The 16,731-nt window shown below is 71.2% G+C and carries 17 protein-coding genes; 11 read left to right on the forward strand and 6 right to left on the reverse strand.

What is annotated here, in order from left to right; translation table 11 throughout:
* Nucleotides 1-37: 37 nt before the first annotated feature.
* Nucleotides 38-1,975, forward strand: coding sequence for a hypothetical protein (locus ACQEV1_RS09695; RefSeq protein ID WP_433393155.1), 1,938 nt, complete (start codon nt 38-40; stop codon nt 1,973-1,975).
* A gap of 50 nt (nt 1,976-2,025) precedes the next feature.
* Here ACQEV1_RS09695 and ACQEV1_RS09700 read toward each other — a convergent pair whose 3' ends face one another.
* Nucleotides 2,026-2,394, reverse strand: a complete 369-nt coding sequence (locus ACQEV1_RS09700) for a hypothetical protein (RefSeq protein WP_433393157.1) — start codon at nt 2,392-2,394, stop codon at nt 2,026-2,028.
* A gap of 197 nt (nt 2,395-2,591) precedes the next feature.
* Between ACQEV1_RS09700 and ACQEV1_RS09705 the strand changes: the two genes are divergently transcribed.
* Complete coding sequence (locus tag ACQEV1_RS09705; protein WP_433393159.1) at nt 2,592-5,453, forward strand: ATP-binding protein; 2,862 nt, start codon at nt 2,592-2,594, stop codon at nt 5,451-5,453.
* A 24-nt stretch (nt 5,454-5,477) separates the two neighbouring features.
* On the opposite strand, the gene ACQEV1_RS09710 is transcribed toward ACQEV1_RS09705, so the two are convergent.
* On the reverse strand, nt 5,478-6,434 hold the full coding sequence (locus tag ACQEV1_RS09710; RefSeq protein WP_433393161.1) for an Lrp/AsnC family transcriptional regulator: 957 nt from the start codon (nt 6,432-6,434) through the stop codon (nt 5,478-5,480).
* A gap of 116 nt (nt 6,435-6,550) precedes the next feature.
* On the opposite strand from ACQEV1_RS09710, the gene ACQEV1_RS09715 reads away from it, so the two are divergent.
* Together ACQEV1_RS09715 and ACQEV1_RS09720 are read left to right on the forward strand one after the other, a co-directional pair.
* On the forward strand, nt 6,551-7,414 hold the full coding sequence (locus tag ACQEV1_RS09715; protein ID WP_433393163.1) for an NAD(P)H-binding protein: 864 nt from the start codon (nt 6,551-6,553) through the stop codon (nt 7,412-7,414).
* Between the two features lie 31 nt (nt 7,415-7,445).
* Complete coding sequence (locus ACQEV1_RS09720) at nt 7,446-7,946, forward strand: thermonuclease family protein (RefSeq protein WP_433393165.1); 501 nt, start codon at nt 7,446-7,448, stop codon at nt 7,944-7,946.
* On the opposite strand, the gene ACQEV1_RS09725 is transcribed toward ACQEV1_RS09720, so the two are convergent.
* Both ACQEV1_RS09725 and ACQEV1_RS09730 read right to left on the reverse strand, forming a co-directional pair.
* Nucleotides 7,940-8,302, reverse strand: a complete 363-nt coding sequence (locus tag ACQEV1_RS09725) for a DsrE family protein (RefSeq protein ID WP_285620785.1) — start codon at nt 8,300-8,302, stop codon at nt 7,940-7,942. The two genes, ACQEV1_RS09720 and ACQEV1_RS09725, sit on opposite strands and share 7 nt — an antisense overlap.
* Before the next feature lie 10 nt (nt 8,303-8,312).
* Nucleotides 8,313-8,954 (reverse strand): GIDE domain-containing protein, encoded by a 642-nt coding sequence (locus ACQEV1_RS09730; protein WP_285620784.1) that lies wholly within the window; start codon nt 8,952-8,954, stop codon nt 8,313-8,315.
* A 140-nt stretch (nt 8,955-9,094) separates the two neighbouring features.
* Here ACQEV1_RS09730 and ACQEV1_RS09735 point away from each other — a divergent pair, with 140 nt between their 5' ends.
* The 4 genes from ACQEV1_RS09735 to ACQEV1_RS09750 all read left to right on the forward strand — a co-directional run bounded on the left by ACQEV1_RS09735 (nt 9,095) and on the right by ACQEV1_RS09750 (nt 12,018).
* The gene (locus tag ACQEV1_RS09735; protein WP_433393168.1) at nt 9,095-9,580 is read left to right on the forward strand and encodes an FABP family protein; all 486 of its coding nucleotides are present in this window, start codon (nt 9,095-9,097) and stop codon (nt 9,578-9,580) included.
* Nucleotides 9,581-10,058: 478 nt separating this feature from the next.
* Nucleotides 10,059-10,475, forward strand: a complete 417-nt coding sequence (locus ACQEV1_RS09740) for a Fur family transcriptional regulator (RefSeq protein ID WP_285568210.1) — start codon at nt 10,059-10,061, stop codon at nt 10,473-10,475.
* 10 nt (nt 10,476-10,485) lie between these two features.
* Nucleotides 10,486-11,448 carry a YgfZ/GcvT domain-containing protein gene (locus tag ACQEV1_RS09745; RefSeq protein ID WP_433393170.1) on the forward strand — a complete coding sequence of 321 codons (963 nt, stop codon included), beginning with the start codon at nt 10,486-10,488 and terminating at the stop codon, nt 11,446-11,448.
* Nucleotides 11,449-11,568: 120 nt separating this feature from the next.
* On the forward strand, nt 11,569-12,018 hold the full coding sequence (locus ACQEV1_RS09750; protein ID WP_285620777.1) for a hypothetical protein: 450 nt from the start codon (nt 11,569-11,571) through the stop codon (nt 12,016-12,018).
* Between the two features lie 16 nt (nt 12,019-12,034).
* Here the strand turns inward: ACQEV1_RS09750 and dtd are convergent, their stop codons facing one another.
* The gene (gene dtd, locus ACQEV1_RS09755; protein WP_285568921.1) at nt 12,035-12,469 is read right to left on the reverse strand and encodes a D-aminoacyl-tRNA deacylase; all 435 of its coding nucleotides are present in this window, start codon (nt 12,467-12,469) and stop codon (nt 12,035-12,037) included.
* A gap of 88 nt (nt 12,470-12,557) precedes the next feature.
* Between dtd and ACQEV1_RS09760 the strand changes: the two genes are divergently transcribed.
* The 3 genes from ACQEV1_RS09760 to ACQEV1_RS09770 all read left to right on the forward strand — a co-directional run bounded on the left by ACQEV1_RS09760 (nt 12,558) and on the right by ACQEV1_RS09770 (nt 16,084).
* Entirely contained in the window at nt 12,558-13,382 is an 825-nt protein-coding gene (locus ACQEV1_RS09760) for a 3-keto-5-aminohexanoate cleavage protein (protein WP_433393173.1), read from the forward strand.
* A gap of 111 nt (nt 13,383-13,493) precedes the next feature.
* Complete coding sequence (locus ACQEV1_RS09765) at nt 13,494-14,960, forward strand: serine/threonine-protein kinase (protein ID WP_433393175.1); 1,467 nt, start codon at nt 13,494-13,496, stop codon at nt 14,958-14,960.
* Between the two features lie 200 nt (nt 14,961-15,160).
* Entirely contained in the window at nt 15,161-16,084 is a 924-nt protein-coding gene (locus tag ACQEV1_RS09770) for an asparaginase (protein WP_433393177.1), read from the forward strand.
* Nucleotides 16,085-16,293: 209 nt separating this feature from the next.
* On the opposite strand, the gene ACQEV1_RS09775 is transcribed toward ACQEV1_RS09770, so the two are convergent.
* Nucleotides 16,294-16,578, reverse strand: coding sequence for a hypothetical protein (locus tag ACQEV1_RS09775; protein ID WP_433393179.1), 285 nt, complete (start codon nt 16,576-16,578; stop codon nt 16,294-16,296).
* Between the last annotated feature and the right edge of the window lie 153 nt (nt 16,579-16,731).

The following is a 16,731-nucleotide window of genomic DNA, read 5'->3' on the forward strand; positions in this document are numbered from 1 at the left end:
ACGCTGTGCCCCTAGTGAAGCCGACGAAGTACGGGACGTGGTGGATGTGACAGCCCGCGAAGCCCGGTTACTGCAACCGGGCCGCGTCTACGTCGGCTGGCGCTATGCCCAGGTCCACGACGACCCGGGGCCTCCACCGAAGCGCCCGACGCCTCCCGAGTCGGAGAAGGTCGACCACGAGTGGCTGGCCTCGCAACGGCAGAAGGAGAACCTTTTCAACCGGCCGCTGCGGATGGTCGGTGTCGCCACGGCGGTGGGAGCGCTTCTCTTCATCGTGTTCGGGGTCACCGGCACGCTCCCGTGGGCGTTCTCCATCGCGGGCCTCGCGGCGTGCGCCGCCATCGCGGGGATCACCGGCTACTCCATGTGGCAGAGCGAGAAGGCGTTGCGCGCGCGGCTGGCCGAGGAGCACGAGCGGTACCAGCGCCGGGAGGAGGAGCGGCGCCGCCGCCTGGAGGCGGCGCACGCCGCGCACGCCCGCGCGTACCAGGAATGGCAGCACCGGCGTGAGGCCTTCGAGTCGCAGCACGAGTGGTACGCCGTCACCGTGCCGCAGGGCGTGGGCCGGGTCGACGTGGCGGGCGGCACGCTCTCCGGGTGGTCGGCGATGGTCACCATGATGGGCGCGGCGCGGCTCGCCAGCGGCTCGCAGGTGACCGTCCTGGACCTGTCGGAGGGCGCGGTCGCCAAGGAACTGATCGAACTCGGTCACGACCAGGCCGAGCGGCCGCTCGTCTGGGTGCTGCCGGGCGACCTGCCACAGCTCGACCTGACGCACGGGCTCGGTCCGGAAGAGCTCGCCGACGTGCTCTCCCTCGTGGTGAGCGTGAGCGAAGAACAGTCGAGCACCCGCGACCTGTCCTTCGACAACGCGATCCTCGAGCGGGTCCTGGGCGTGTTCGGCGGCCGGGCCCCGATCCCGCGCATCACCGCGGCCCTGCGGGCCCTGGCCCAGGTGGGCGACCCGCGCGACGACCTGCGGAGCGGGCTCATCACCGATGAGGAGCTCGCGAAGATCACCACGATGTTCGGCCGCGGCGCCGCCGACCGCGTCGTCATCGAACGCGCCTGGGCCCTGGAGTCGCAGCTGCGCAAGCTGGAGAAGCTCGGGTCCAATCCGACGCTGCTCCCGCCGAGCCGGCTGCGCGTCATCACCACCGATCGTCGCGCCGGCGTGCTCACCAACCGGGTGCTCGGCACGTACGTCGCCGCCGCGCTCACCCATGTGCTCCGTGCCTCCAAGGAGGGCGAGCCGTGGGCCCAGACGCTGATCCTGTGCGGCGCGGAGAAGCTGCGCGGCGACGTGCTGGACCGCCTCATCGACTCGTGTGAGGCGACCTCGACCGGTCTGGTGCTGATGTACCGGTCCATCCCGCCGCACGTGAAGGAGCGGCTCGGCCGCGGCGACGCCGCCGTCGGGTTCATGCGGCTCGGCAACGCCGAGGACGCCCGTGTGGCCGCCGAGCAGATCGGCGCCGAGAAGCTCCTGGAGATCGCCGAGCTCACCGACAAGATGAGCGAGGCGGTGGCGGCCGACGCGGAGAACGGCGCGTACGTGAGCACGGTCGGGCGGTCCGTGCCGACGGTGTTCGAGGGCACCGGCACCTCGGAGGACGAGCTGCCGGAGGGCATCGGTCGCGCGACCGCGTGGGGCCAGAGCACCTCGCGGGCGGCCGACGCGGGCAAGGGCTCGCGCGAACTGGCGGTGGAGCCCCACGAGCTCCAGCAACTGCCGCCGACCGCCATGATCTTCACGCATCCGGAGCCGTCGGGCCGCCGCATCATCCTCGTGGACGCGAACCCGGGCATCATGACGCTGCCCACCGCCAACATCCAGGAGTACGAAGAGGCCACCGGCCCGACCCGCGCCCGCCACGCCAAACCGGACATCACCCCGCCGGACGGCTCGCCGCGCACCGCACCGAACCTGGGCCCGCCACCGGAGCGCCTCGACTTCCGCAAGAAGAAACGCTGACGCGCCGGATCGGGTGCCCGCTCAAACGGACACCCGATTCAGCGGTCGGGCTATGCGGGCAGGCGGTCGAGCACCTCGCGCAGCATCCGGCCCTGCTCCTTGAGCATCTGTCCGTGCTCGTTCAGCACGATGCCGTGGTCGACCTGCGTGCTGCGGACTGCGGCCATCTCGAGTACCAGACCAGAGAGGATGGTGGACTGCCGCTGAAAGTGGGCGGCGTGCTCCGATTGCGTCATGCCGATCGCGTTGAGCACCTGCCGCTGCTTGCTGAAGCCGACGCGGGTGTCCGCCACGTCCTTGTCGAGTGCGCCGAACAAGTCGGTCACCTGCTCGGCCCGCTCGGTCCGCTCGCGCAGCCTTGCCTGTTCTTCCTCCACGGCGGCCACCCGCAGGCAGAGGTCTTCAATATCGCTTCGCAACGAGAATCCTTTCGGTCGGGGTTGGGACAGCGAGAACGCTAGCCCCCGTAAACGCGTAGCGCAATCGATTCACTACAGAAAGTTAAGTGGGGGTATCGCAAGTCGTGCGGGCCGGTGACCTGCCGGGTTTCGTACTGGTGGGTCCGGGTTCGGGCTTCCTCTGGCACGAACGGGCGCAGGGCGGTAAACCTTCATGCGTGGCAGGGGTTGCTGGGGGACTTCAGGGGCCGTGGTACCGGGTTCAGGCGATTCTGTCGCCGGCGCGTGGTGCGTCCGCCGAATGGGACTTCGTCACGGTGCTGCCCGCGGTGCTGTCGGCGGCGCAGAACGGCCGGCCGTTCGTCGTCGGATGGATGTCCCGCGGAGGCGGTGCGCCGCTCGAGCTGATCACCAACGCCGGGCCGCTCACTCCGTCCGCCGAGCCGCAGCAGGGCCTGCTCTTCCCCAACGGCGCGCGCGGGGTGGAGATCGGTGACGACTGGCTCGAAGACGCCGCCGCGATGACCTGGAGCCGTTGTCCGGCCCGGCTGGCGCCGCCGCTCATGTCGACGCGGGCGGACGGCGGGCCCAGTCTCTTCGAGTCCACGCTGGTGACTCTCATGGGCCGGCCGTTCGGCTGGCTGGTCATCGCCGAACAGTGCGGCGAGCAGGTGCTCAAGGATGAGGTCACGGACCTGCAGTACGAACTGCAGGTGCAGCGCCGCGGCGACGACGAGCTCGCGGTCGCGCGCCTCGAACGCCGGATGGCCGAGCTCGAGGCATTCCAGGAGGCCGGCCTGTGGCGGGTGCGCGTGCTGGCCGGCGCCGCGTCAGCGCGTGAGCTGGACCAGATCGCGCCCGTCCTCGTGGGCTCGGTCGAGATGAGCCACCACCCGTACCGCCTGCGGTCGGGGGAGCGCGCCGTGCGCTTCCACGAGGCCGTGCACGTCGACACGCAGGACCAGGACCTGCGCTCGCCGTTCGTCGCGACCGCCGGCGCGCTGGCCGCCCTCGCCGGGCTGCCGCGCCGTGAGGTGCCCGGACTGCGGGTGCTCGACGCCGGCTACTTCGACGTGACCTCCGAGGTGGGCGGGGCCGCGGACGAGAGCCTCGCCCTCGGCGCGGTCCTCGACGGGCAGGACCGCCAGGTCGGTACGTTCACGGCGCCGCTGCAGACCCTGAACCGGCACGTCTTCGTCACCGGCTCGACCGGCGCGGGCAAGTCCCAGACCGTACGCCACCTGCTCGAACAGCTCACCGAGGCGGGCATCCCGTGGCTCGCCATCGAGCCGGCCAAGTCGGAGTACGCCACGATGGCGGGCCGGATCGGCGCGCCCGTCACCGTGGTGAACCCCTCCGACCCCGGCGCCGTGCCGCTGTCGGTGAACCCGCTCGCGCCCGCGCCGGGCTATCCCGTGCAGGCGCACATCGACATGGTCCGCGCGCTGTTCCAGGCGGCCTTCGACGCCGAGGAGCCCTTTCCCCAGATCATGTCGCAGGCCCTGCAGCGGGTGTACGAGGCGAACGGCTGGGACGTCGTCACCGGGCGCGGCCGTCCCGGCTCGGCGATCGAGCCCGCGGTGCCGACCCTCGAACAGCTGCAGAAGGCCGCCCTCCAGGTGATCAGCGACGTCGGCTACGGCAACGAGCTGATGGCCGACGTCAAGGGGTTCGTCGACGTACGGCTGCGGTCGCTGCGCATCGGCTCGGCCGGCCGGTTCTTCGAAGGCGGGCACCCGGCCGACATCGAGGGACTGCTCGGCAAGAACGTCGTGCTCGCCATCGAGGACGTCGCCAACGACGAGGACAAGGCGTTCCTCATGGGCACGCTGATCATCCGGATCGTCGAGCACCTGCGGCTGCGCGCCCGCCGCGAGACCGGCACGCGCGACCTGGAGCACGTCATCGTCATCGAGGAGGCGCACCGGCTGCTGCGCAACCGCGGCGAGGGCAGCGCCGGCGCGCACGCGGTCGAGCTGTTCGCGGGCATGCTCGCCGAGATCCGCGCGTACGGCGAGGGCATCGTCGTCGCCGAGCAGATCCCCACCAAGCTCGTCCCCGACGTCATCAAGAACACCGCGCTGAAGGTGGTGCACCGGCTGCCCGCCCACGACGACCGCCGGCTCGTGGGCGCCGCGATGAACCTCGACGAGGACCAGTCGCGCGAGGTCGTGTCCCTGCCGCCGGGCGTGGCGGCGGTCTTCGCGGACGGCATGGACCGCCCGCTGCGGATCCGGGTACCGCTCGGGCGCGACCGCGAGCGCGTCCTGCCCGGGCCGGTGCCGCCGCTCGACGGACGGCGGTCCGCCGCCTGCGGGGGCGAGTGCCGCCACGGCCGTGCCTGCACGCTGTACGAGCTGCGGGAGGCCGACCTGCTCGCCTCCGCGGCCGAGTGGGCGTGGCTGCGGGTGTGGGCGGACACCCTCGTGCTGTCCCATCTCGTCGACCGCCCGATGCCGCGGGTGCCGGACGAGCTCGCCCGTTCCTGGGCGGACCGGCCCGTACGGCTCCGGGAGTGCCTGCTCGCCACCGTCCTCGACCGCGCCGTCGGTCGGCGGTCCGGCGCCCTGCGCGTGGCGTACGCGCCCGAGGAGCTCACCGAACGCGTGGCGAGTGTCGCCGAGCGGCTCCTGGACGGCGCGCGGCCGGACTCATCGCCCGGGCCCGACTGGGTGATCCCGCAACTGCGGTGGCTGCACGAGATGAGCCGGCTGTTCCCGCCCGGTCCCGGCGTACCGGACAAGCGCGATCCGGTCCCACCGATGGACTACGAACTGCCCGGCCTGAAGGAGCCGCCGGAGCCGCTGTTCGGCCATCGGGTGCGCGCGCTGCGCCGCCACCCGCTGTCGATGGCCCTGGCGTCCAACCGGCCGATCGTGCGCACGGCCGTCCTCGGCGACGACGACCACGCGAGCGTCATGGCCGACCTCGCCGTGGCGGGCCTCGGCGTCGAGCCGCCCGACCGGATCGCGTACGCCGCCGAGCGGATGCGGGCGGGCTGGCTTGAGGACGTGCTCGACTGGCCCGACCGCTTCACCGCCGCGTTCGAGGACCCGGCACTGCCGTTCTTCGACGCCTGAGAGGGGATCTCTCGGCCCGGCCGTTCAGCGGGCCGGAGCCGGCGGCAGGATGGTGCCGGTCCGCTTGAGGGTGCGAATCACCGGGCCCGTCTCCAGCGTCTGGACGGCGTCCAGAGTGCTCACCCGTTCGGTCAGGTAACGGTAGAGGTGGGCGTTGTCCCGGCAGATCACCTCGGCCATGAGGTTGGTCGTGCCGGTGGTGACGCCGATGAAGGAGACCTCGGGGTGAGTGGCCAGCGTTTCGGCGACCGGTACCAGCCCCGAGGGCCGGACCGACATCCAGAGCCTGACCTGCGCCCGGTACCCCAGGGCGCGGGGGTCGAACTCGAACTGGATCAGCAGCGCGCCCGACCGGCGCAGGTGGTCCAGCCGTCGCCGGACCGTCGACTCCGACCAGCCGGTCGCGGTGGCCAGGTCGGCATGGCTGGTGCGACCGTCGGCCGCCAGTGCCGCCAGCAACGCGTGATCGGTGGCGTCGACGGCGACCTGGTTCTCAGGGTCGGCGGTGTACCGGAGTCGCGCGGCGCGTTCTTCCTCCAGAGCGGCCAGCCCCGCCCAGCCGCTGGGGATGGCGAAGCCCCGTAGGAGCGAGTGCGCGCTCATCGCCAGCACCTTGCCGGTCCGCGGCAGCTTGTCCAGGAGCGACGTCTCGCCATCTTCCAGGCGGGCCTGGGTGAAACAGGAGATCTCGGTGCCTCCGGAGAGCAGGTGGACGTAGAAGGTGTCGGGTCGGCGGGCCAACGCGGCGCCCAGCGCACCCGACGCGTCCGGGGTCGTCCGCAGCCGGATGGTCCACGAGGTGTAGCCGAGCCGCGTACCGTCGACGCCGCCGACCACACGGATCGCCCCGGTCGACCGCAGTTTCCGGTAGCGCCGGGCGACCGTTTGCTCGGACACCCCCAGCACCTCGGCGATCCGGCGGAACGGCGCCCTGCCATCCAGCTGAAGGGCGTGCACCAATCCTCGATCAACCGAATCCACCGGCAAAGGCTACCGAGATGGAGGAGTCCGCCAGATCTCGGCCGGTGGCTGGCACGGCGACACCCACGGAAGCGAGCCTTGGTCCGCTACGACAACGACTGAAAGGGCCAGGAACGATGATCCTTGTTACCGGGGCCAGCGGAAACGTCGGAAGCCAGGTTCTGGCCCCGCTTCTGGAACGCGGGATCCGCGTGCGGGCGATGACGCGCACCCCCGAACTCGTCCGCCTGCCCGAGGGCGCCGAGGTGGTGCGTGGCGACCTCACCGATCCGGAGGGCCTGGAGAAGTGCCTGGACGGTGTGGACGCGGTCTTCCTCATGTGGCCTTTCCACGACGCCCGGCCCATGACGGCGGTCCTGGAGGCGATCAACCGGCATGCCCGTCGCGTGGTTCTGCTGTCATCGGGCGCCGTGCAGGACGGGCTCGCCCCTGACCGGCACACCGACCCCGTGGGCCGGTCGCACGCCGAGGTCGAGCGCCTCCTCCGGCAGTCAGGCCTGGCATGGACCGTCCTGCGGCCGAGCACGTTCGCCGCCAACGCGCTGTGGTGGGCCGACCAGATCCGCGCCGGTGACACGGTCGCCGGGCCGTACGGTGCGGTACCGATGGCGATGCTGCACGAGGCCGACATCGCCGCCGTCGCGGTGGCCGCGCTGACCGAGGACGGGCACGACCGGGCGTGCTACCGGCTGACCGGGCCCGAGCTGCTGACCCAGACCGAGCAGGTCCACGTCATCGGCCAGGCCCTCGGCCGGCCACTGCGGTGGCAGGAGCTGTCCCGTGAACAGGCCAGGCGGCGACTGCTGGACGACGAGTCCTTCCCCGACTCCTTCGTGGACGTCCTCCTCGACGGTTACGCCAAGATGCTCGACGCCCCCGCACCGACCCTCACCCGGACCGTGGAGACGGTGACGGGAACCCCGGCGCGCACCTTTCACCAGTGGGCGCTCGACCACGCTGAACAGTTCTCCCGGCAGTAGACCTGTCGGTGGCACCGGGGAGGATGCGGCCGTGACTCTGGGGAGGTGGCTCGCCGCCGGATGCCTGCTGGCCGCGGGCTGTGCTCCGGCGCAGCCCGTACGGTTCCGGCAGCGCACCGCGACGACGACGGCGGTGGTGACCCGTGTGGTCGACGGAGACACGCTCATCGTGCGCGGGCGGGGCCGGGTGCGGCTCATCGGCGTCGACGCGCCCGAGACCTGGCGGCGGCACGACTGCTTCGGGGCGGAGGCCACGCGGGCGCTGCGCCGCCTGACGCCGCCCGGCCGGGCCGTACGCGTCGCCGGCGATGTCCGGCCGAGGGACCGGTACGGGCGGCGGCTCTTCTACGTGTGGACGAGCCGGGGCGTCTTCGTCAACGCCGCGCTCGTACGGGCCGGGTTCGCGCGGGCCTTACCCGTACCGCCGGACACCGCACGTGCGGGCGTCCTGCGCGACGCCGAAGAGACGGCCCGGCGCGGGCATGCCGGCATGTGGCGTCCGGCTCCGGCCGGGTGCGCTCCGCGTCAGTAGACGAGCGCCTGCACACCCTCGGTGGTGATCTCCTCGACGAACGTCGGGGCCCCGGCGATGCGGATTCCCGGCAGCACCTCGTCGTCGGTGATGTCGCGCCGTGCGGCGCACTGGGTGCAGACCGTGACCTGGGCGGCGGACAGCAGGATGCCGAGCAGATCCTCCAGCGGGGTCGCGTGCGGGAGCTCGAACTCCTTGGCCCGGTCGGGCAGGGCGAACCACGACGACTCCCCGGTCAGCCAGAGAGACACGTGCACCCCGCTCGCCACGGCGGCCGCCGCGACCGTAAAGGCCTGGTTGCATCGTTCGGGCGCTTCCGCGCCCGCCGTCACCTTGATCACGAGTGATCGTGCCATATCCGGCAGACTAGTCCTGTCCGGTGGGGACCCGCATGGCCGAGGTTCGCGTGATGATGAACGGCTGCATCGCGGGCTTGCCGATCACCAGGTCACCGAGCTCCGTACGCGCCTGCCCGACGACGTACACCGGGTCGTCGACGGCGACGACGTGCTCCTCGACGAGGAAGCCGACGGTGCGGTCGCGATGCCGGGGGCGCAGCCGGTCGCCGAGCATCGTGGCGAGGCGGGCGGCGAGCGCGCCGCTCGGGCTGTCCTCGAACTCGGAGAACACCGGGTCGCCGAGCTCCAGGTCGGCGCCGCGCGGGTCCACGCGCACCGCCGCGGTGTCGCCCGTCACGTGCAGCGGGCCGGCGAGCTGCTGGGCGACCCGTATGTCACGGATGACGTCGGTCGGCCCGAGCGGACCCGGCCGCCACGCGCGGTAGCGCTCGTACACGGTCACGGCGTACCAGGCGCACGCGAGGCCGGACAGCGGCGCGGTGACCGGCCCGCCGGGCCCCGCGGCGACGCGCCCGTTGATCTCGCGTAGACCCGCGGTGTCACCGGTGATCGGCTCGGCCTTGTGGATCACCCGCCGCCGCCGAGCCGTGCCGACCTTCTTCGACACCACGCCGGCACTCGCCTCGAGCCCGGCGGACAGCAAAGTCATGAGCGCGTACAACCGTTGTCCTTCCTCGACCTTAGGAAGATCAGACGTGACGCCGGCCGGATCGGTTCAGTTCACCGGTGAAGTCCTGATCGCGGGTTTGATCAGGCTATCGCGTGCAAAGCCGACTACGCTGGCCGTACATGGAGCCTGAGCTGCACCCCGACCTCGAGCCGCTGAAGTTCCTCCTTGGAGACTGGGAGGGCGCGGGGGTCGGCGGTTACCCCAACATCGAGAGCTTCCGCTTCGGGCAGGAGATCTCGTTTCGCCATATCGGCAAGCCGTACCTCATCTACACCAGCCGTACGTGGCGCCTCGACGACGAGGGCAAACTCGGTGCGCCGCTGGCGCAGGAGAGCGGCTACTGGCGCGCCCACTCAGGCGGGCGGATCGAACTGGTGCTGGCGCACCCGACCGGCATCGCCGAGATCTACATCGGCAACGTGATCAGCACGCGGGTCGAGCTGCGCACCGACGTGGTCGCCCGTACGGAGACCGCCAAGGAGTACACCGCGGGCCACCGCCTGTACGGCCTGATCGGCGAGGACCTCGGATACGCCTACGACATGGCGGCGGAGGGGCAGAGCCTGCAGTCGCACCTGTCCGCCCAGCTCAAACGGGTCGCGTAACAGGCCGTTTTCGGCTCCCGGGCGTCGTCGGCGTCCGGGGGCCGGCACGCGTCGGCGAAAGAGTCCGGGCATGAAACGACCCCCGGGCTGTTCCTGCCGGAGCAGGGGTCGACAGGACTGGGTCGACCGGCCACGGGGGTCGGGTGTCTGCCTGGTATTCGCCGGCCGCGTCCTCGGCCGGTTGCCTACCTCCTATGAGGAGGCGTAGGCGGGACGGCGACTAGCGGACAGCCACCTCACGAGTCCTCGTACTATGCATAAGTTTCGGACCACCTCCTTTCCCGCTTATCCCGCACGCTAGATCAGCGCACGCACCGAGGCAAGGGGTTTTTACCGTAGGCACTCGGTGTGATCGCGGGGTGCCTCGGGGTGACGATCCCGATGGTGGCGGGCGGGTGGTGACGCGCACCGCCAGGGTCTGCGGCACAAGTGGGTTTTCCGCGCGTACCGGTGCGGACCGGCGGCATAGACTCGATCCGTGACGGAACTCTGGCACAAGGAGCTGCGAGCGCGGGGCTACCGCGTGACACCCCAGCGCCAGCTCGTACTGGAGGCGGTGACGGCTCTTCGTCACGCGACTCCAGAGGAGATCTGCGCCGAGGTGCAGCGCACCGCGCGCGGGGTGAACATCTCCACGATCTACCGCACGCTCGAACTGCTCGAGCAGCTCGACCTGGTCAAGCACACCCATCTGGGGCACAAGCCGCCGACGTACCATCTCGCCGCCGAGGCCGAGCACGTCCATCTGGTGTGCCGCGGATGCGAGGCGGTCTACGACGTGGACCCGTCCGTGGCGGACGGTCTGGTCGAACGGCTGGAGGACGACTTCGGGTTCGAGACCGACGTGCAGCACCTCACGGTCTACGGGCGCTGCCGCGACTGCCGTAAGACGTAGTCTTGCCCGTATGGACAGCCCGCTGCTGAGCACCCACGGGGCCGTACCGGCCGATCCCCCCGACGCGCAGGTCGCGGCGCACTACGGCGAACCCTCCGCCGAGCAACGGGCGCTCGCGACGGGTGCCGCGGTGGTCGACCGTGGAAACCGAGGCGTCGTACGCGTGGCCGGCGCCGACCGGCTGCGGTTCCTGCACAGTCTCATGAGCCAGCACCTCGAACGGCTGGCCCCGTACACGCCCACCGAGGCGCTCCTGCTCAGTCCCAACGGCCACGTCGAGCACCACCTGGCCCTGGTCGACGACGGCGAGGCGGTCTGGGCGCACGTCGAGCCAGGCACGGCCGCGGGGCTCGCGGAGTTCCTCGACCGCATGCGGTTCATGATGCGCGTCGAGGTCACCGACGAGACCGCCTCGTACGCCGTCGTCACGCTCTCCGGCGTCGAGCCGCCCGAGGACGCCCTCGTCACGACCGACGGGCTGATCGTGCCGCGCGAGACGCTCGACCGTGACTGGCATGCGCGGCTCGCCGGCCTGTGGGCGTACGAGGCGCTGCGGATCGCCGCGCACCGCCCGCGGTTCGGCCTGGACACCGACCATCGCACCATCCCGCACGAGGCGGGCTGGATCGACGTCGCCGTGCACCTCGACAAGGGCTGCTACCGGGGCCAGGAGACGGTCGCGCGGGTGCAGAACCTCGGCCGTCCGCCGCGCCGGCTGGTCTTCCTCCATCTCGACGGGAGCGTCGACCACCTGCCCGCGCACGGTGACCCGATCGAGTCCGGCGGGCGCACCGTGGGGTTCGTCGGCTCGGCGGCCCGGCACTACGAGCTCGGGCCGATCGCGCTCGGCATGGTGAAACGGAACGTCCCGGTCGACGAGACGCTGCTCGCCGGAGGTGTCGCGGCGACGCAGGAGGTCATCGTGTCGCCGGACACCGGATCCACCGTCAAGATCGACCTTCGTCGCCGATAAGCCGATAATGCGATAAATAGCAGCAGAACAAGATCATAACGGGCGGCGCTCATGGGAAGGTTCTCTCCGTCGGATGGTGCACCTGAGGGTGCGCCGGAGACCTCGGCGAGGAAAGGGAACATGGGGCGACGGCGGCGTCGGTGGCGGGAGCCCGTCTACGTCTGGTGGGTGGCGATCGCCGCCTTAATGCTCGCGTCCGTGCTGCTGAGCGCGTGGCGGCTCGCGCTCCTGGCTCTGCTGATGTGGTGCGTCTACGAGTTCGCGCTCAACCCCACCGTGTGCCGGGTCATGACGCGGCAGGGGTTCGCCTGCCACGAGCCGGTGCGCGGGCGGCTGTTCGCCTGCTCGTCCGCGCACCAGCGGGTGAAGAACGACGCGATATGGCGTGCCGCCGGCCTGCCCAACCCGTTCGCCCGCGCCACCCCCCACGACCCGAACCGGGACACCGGGGTGGTGGTCTACTCGCCGGCCGTACGCGCGCGGCTGGCGCAGAACGACCGGATCATCCTGACGATCGCGGGCGTCGTCGGCCTGGTGGTCATCCTCACCGCCGTGGTGGGCGTCGTCTGACCGTGCGGGAGGCCGGTCAGACCTCCAGGATGAGCGTGATCGGGCCGTCATTGGTCAGGGTGACCTTCATGTCGGCGCCGAACCGGCCGGTCTCGACGCGTGCGCCCAGGCGCCGCAGGGCGGCGACGACCTCGTCGACGAGCGGCTCGGCGACCGGCCCGGGCGCGGCGGCGAGCCACGACGGCCGGCGGCCCTTGCGCGTGTCGCCGTACAGGGTGAACTGACTGATCACGAGGAGCGGCGCGCCGAGGTCGGAGCAGGAGGCCTCGGCCTGCGGCCCGTCGAAGACGCGCAGGCCCCAGAGCTTGGCGGCGAGCTTGGCCGCGTGCGCGGGCGTGTCGTCGTGGGTCACCCCGACGAGGACCATGAGGCCCGGCTCGTCGATCGCCCCGACGACCTCGTCGTCGACGGAGACACTCGCCCGGCTCACCCTCTGCACCACCGCTCGCACGGACCGCATTCTGCCTCATCCGCGCTCAGCGCGATAATTACGAAGATTTTCTCGCCAAGTCGGGTGTGCGCTTGAAATCATGTTGTCCATGGTCAGCACACTGATAACTGTTGCGCCCACCGGCGCCGAGGCCGACAAGGTCGCCGCGCCGGCGCTCCCGGTGACGCTGGAGGAGCTCGTCCAGACGGCGAAGGAGTGCGAGGAGGCCGGCGCGGCCGTCATCCACGTCCACATCCGCGACGCCGAGGCCCGGCCGACGCTCGATCCGGCCCGGCTGCGGGACACGGTGGCCGCCATACGCGAGAGCACCGGCCTGATCGTGCAGCTGTCCACCGGCGGAGCGGTCACCGACCCGTACGAGCACCGGCTCAAGGTCCTCGACGCCATGCCGGACGCCTGCTCGCTCACGTGCGGCACGGTCAACTTCGGCGACGACGTGTTCATGAACCCCTGGCCCTTCATGGCCGAGCTGTACCAGCTCACGCAGGCCAGGGAGGTCGTGCCGGAGTTCGAGCTGTTCGATCTCGGTCACGTCGCCGCGCTGCACCGCCTGCTCGACACCTACGGCGCGCCGTACGGCGGCCACGTCCACTGCGACCTTGTCATGGGGGTGCCGGGCGGCATGCCGGGGGACACCCGGTCGCTGGTGGCCGCGGTCGCGGCGCTGCCCGAAGGCGCCACGTGGTCGGCGACGGGCATCGGCCGGACGAGCCTTCCGGTGATGTACGCGGCCCTGTCGGCCGGAGGCCATCTGCGGGTCGGCATGGAGGACACGCTGACGTACGCCAAGCGGCAGCCGGTGACGTCCAACGCCCAGCTCGTCGAGCGCGCGGTCACCCTCACCAAGATCGCCCAGCGGGCGCCGATGTCTCCGGCGGAGGCGCGGTCGTTCCTTGGCGTCAAGGAATCGTGACGCCTGTTACGAGGCGCATCATCTACGCCAAACGGCAAAAAACTTGAAAATAGCCACATAACGAACACTCCGGGCGAGTCGGTGACCACTCTGTGTAGGGTCATCCGGACCATGGTCAACAACGAAGAGGCGCCGCCGGAGAAGCTGGGACCTTACCGTCGGCTGACCCGGCTCGGGTCCGGCGGTATGGGAGTGGTCTATCGCGCGGTCGATCCGGCCGGCAGGGATGTCGCGATCAAAGTGCTCAGGCCGGCACTGGCGGCGGACCCGACGGCGCGGCAGCGGCTCGCACGGGAGATCGACACGATGAGGCGGGTGCGCAGCCCGCACGTGGCCGAGGTCCTGGACGGTGATGTGACCGCCGTCCGCCCCTTCGTGGTGACGCGCTTCATCGAGGGCCGGCAGCTCGACAAGGTGGTCGCCGAGGACGGGCCGTTGCGGGGGGACGCGCTGCGACGGCTCGCGCTGGGCCTGGCCAGAGCCCTGGTGGCGATCCACCAGGCCGGGGTCGTCCACCGTGACCTCAAGCCGAGCAACACGATGATGGTCGAGGGCGAACCGGTCGTCATCGACTTCGGGATCGCGCAGTCCCCCGATTCCGCACGGCTCACCCAGACCGGCATGGTCACCGGCACCCCTGCGTACATGGCGCCGGAGGTCTTCGACGACCTGCCGCCGTCGCCTGCCACGGACGTGCACGCGTGGGCGGTCACCGTCGCGTTCGCCGCCACCGGCCGCCCGCCCTACGGGACCGGCGGTTTCCAGTCCGTCATCCTCAACGTCGTGGAGGGCAGGGCGAACCTGGAAGGGGTCCCCTCGTGGCTACTGCCCCTCCTGCGCCCGGCGCTGAACCGGGACCCGGCGCGCCGGCCGAGCGCCGCGGCGCTGGTCGAGGCGGTGGCCGCTCTGGGCGACGGCACGGCCCTCACGGCGGAGCACGTCGAGACGCCGTACCGGAACCGGGCGACGCCGCCGGAGGGTCCCGCGCCGACGCGTCCGTCCACACTGCCGGAGCGGCGGCATGCCCCCACGCGTCCGCCCGTCAGGCCGGAGCGACGCCCCACCGGGCCTCGCGATCCCCGCCTCTCGTCACCGTCGTCCTCGGGGCGCCGGCGCGACGCGCGGTCCGGACGGAAGTGGCCGCTGGCCGTCGCCGGAGTCGTGCTGGTGGCCGGCTTCGTCGCGGGAGGCGTCGCGCTCCAGGGCATGGTCACGCACGGGACCGCGACGGCGCACGACCTCCCCTCGGCGACGCCCTCGTTCGAAGCGTCGCGCCGGCCCTCCGTGTCGGGCCAGGCGGTACCGCGGAGCCCGGCCGATCGTCATGACGGAACATCGCCGTCGAGCGTGCCATCGCACCGCGGGACACGGCACACGCCGGCCACGACGTCGACGCCCCGGAGGCCACGGCCGAACCCCGGCACGACGCGGCCGACGTCGTCCGAGTCCCCGCGGACCGTCACGCCGGGGGCGTTCTGCTCACCGGAAGGCGCGACGGGAGTCACGAGCGCGGGAACGCCGATGGAGTGCGTGCGCAAGGAGGGCGAGGACCAGGCGCGCTGGCGCCAGGCCGAGTGACGCCTCCGCGGATCGGCGCCGTCATCCCCGGCCGGTGGGGTGGATAGGCTGATGTTCGCCCGAATATCGCCCTGCTACGGCGAACGCCCAGCTCGTTGAGGGCGTGACGGCCCTGGCGACGGCCGTCTGGTGTGAGTCCACCGGACGAGGCGCGGTCGTCACGAGCCACCGCCGAGCCCGCAACGCTCTCAAGGGGGAAGATGAATCCGGTCCTCGTCGAGGTGGAACGTTCCGGCTTCGTGGAGTCGCGGCATCGCGGCTCAGTGATCGCTCTGGACGCCGACGGCTCCCCGGCGCTGAGCCTCGGCGATCCTGACGAACCGGTCTTCCCTCGGTCGGCGAACAAGCCGCTGCAGGCGGTCGCGATGGTGCGGCACGGTCTCGGCCTGGAGAACGAACTGCTCGCGCTCGCGGCGGCCAGCCACTCGGGTGAGGACTTCCACGTCGCGGGAGCGGAGAAGATCCTCGCCGGGGCGGGCCTGACCGCCGACGCGCTGCGGTGCCCGGCGCAGTGGCCGCTCGACATCGAGCTCGCCGTCGTACGGGAGAAGTCGCGGCTGAGGATGAACTGCTCGGGCAAGCACTCGGCCATGCTCGCGACCTGTGTGATCAACGGCTGGCCCACCGAGTCGTACCTGTCGCCGGAGCATCCGCTGCAGGTCGCGGTGCGCGAGACGGTGGAGGAGCTGGCCGGCGACCGGATCGTCGCCACGGGCGTGGACGGCTGCGGCGCCCCGCTGTTCGCGATCGGCCTGACCGGGCTGTCCCGCGCGTTCCGCGCGCTGGTCATCGCCGAGCCGGGCACGCCGGAACGGCGGGTCGCGGACGCGATGCGGGCCTACCCGGAGTGGACCTCGGGCACCGACCGCGAGGAACGCCGCCTCATGGACGCGGTGCCGGGCCTGCTGGTCAAGTGCGGCGCGGAGGGCATCGACGCGTTCGCCCTCGCGGACGGCCGCGCGGGCGCCATCAAGATCGATGACGGTGCGATGCGCGCCCGTACGCCGGTCACGGTCGCGACGCTGCGGGCCCTCGGCGTGGACGGGGCGCTCGGCGAGCTCGCCACGCTGCCGGTCCACGGCGGCGATTCGGTGGTCGGCGAAATCCGCGCGGTCGGCTTTTAGTCACCGACACGGTCGGCTTTTAGTCGCCGACATCGCTTTTGGTCATCGACACCATGTCAAGGTGATCCGGGCGCCGTGATACCGGCGCCCGGTCGGAGGGATCAACCGCCCGATTCGTGCGGCAGGGCCGATGGCTGTTCGCCTTTCACACCCATGGAATTTCCGACGGCCCTTGTCCCTGCTTTCGCCGAATCCGTGACCGCCCCGGTTCAGTACCGGTGGTGGTACCGGTGATGCCTGTGGTGCCGGTGGTGCCTGTGATGACGCCGGTGGTGACGGCGGCGGTGGCGGTGGCGACGCCGGTGGTGGTCCGAGGCGACTGTACGCGCGCTGGTCGACGTCGTCTGCTGAACGCCGGCCGGAGCCGTGCCGGCGGTCACGGCGGGTGTGACCGAGGCGATGTCTTCCATGGCATACGCGGGCGTGCTCGCGAACAGGGCGCCGGCCGTCGCTATGGTGACGAGGCCGGCGGCGGCGCTGAACTTCTTTCGCACATCGTCTCCCTTGGTTGCCGGGGATTGGCACGAGACACATCGACTATTCGCGCTCTCGTGGTCCTCTACAGTTCCAGTATCCCGGCGTACCATCCGCGTCACACAATGCGCAGGTAAGGTCATCACAAAGCCGGACATTTCCGGCTCATGACT

The organism is Actinoallomurus sp. CA-142502 (assembly GCF_050936355.1).
Classification (GTDB): Bacteria; Actinomycetota; Actinomycetes; order Streptosporangiales; family Streptosporangiaceae; genus Actinoallomurus; species Actinoallomurus iriomotensis.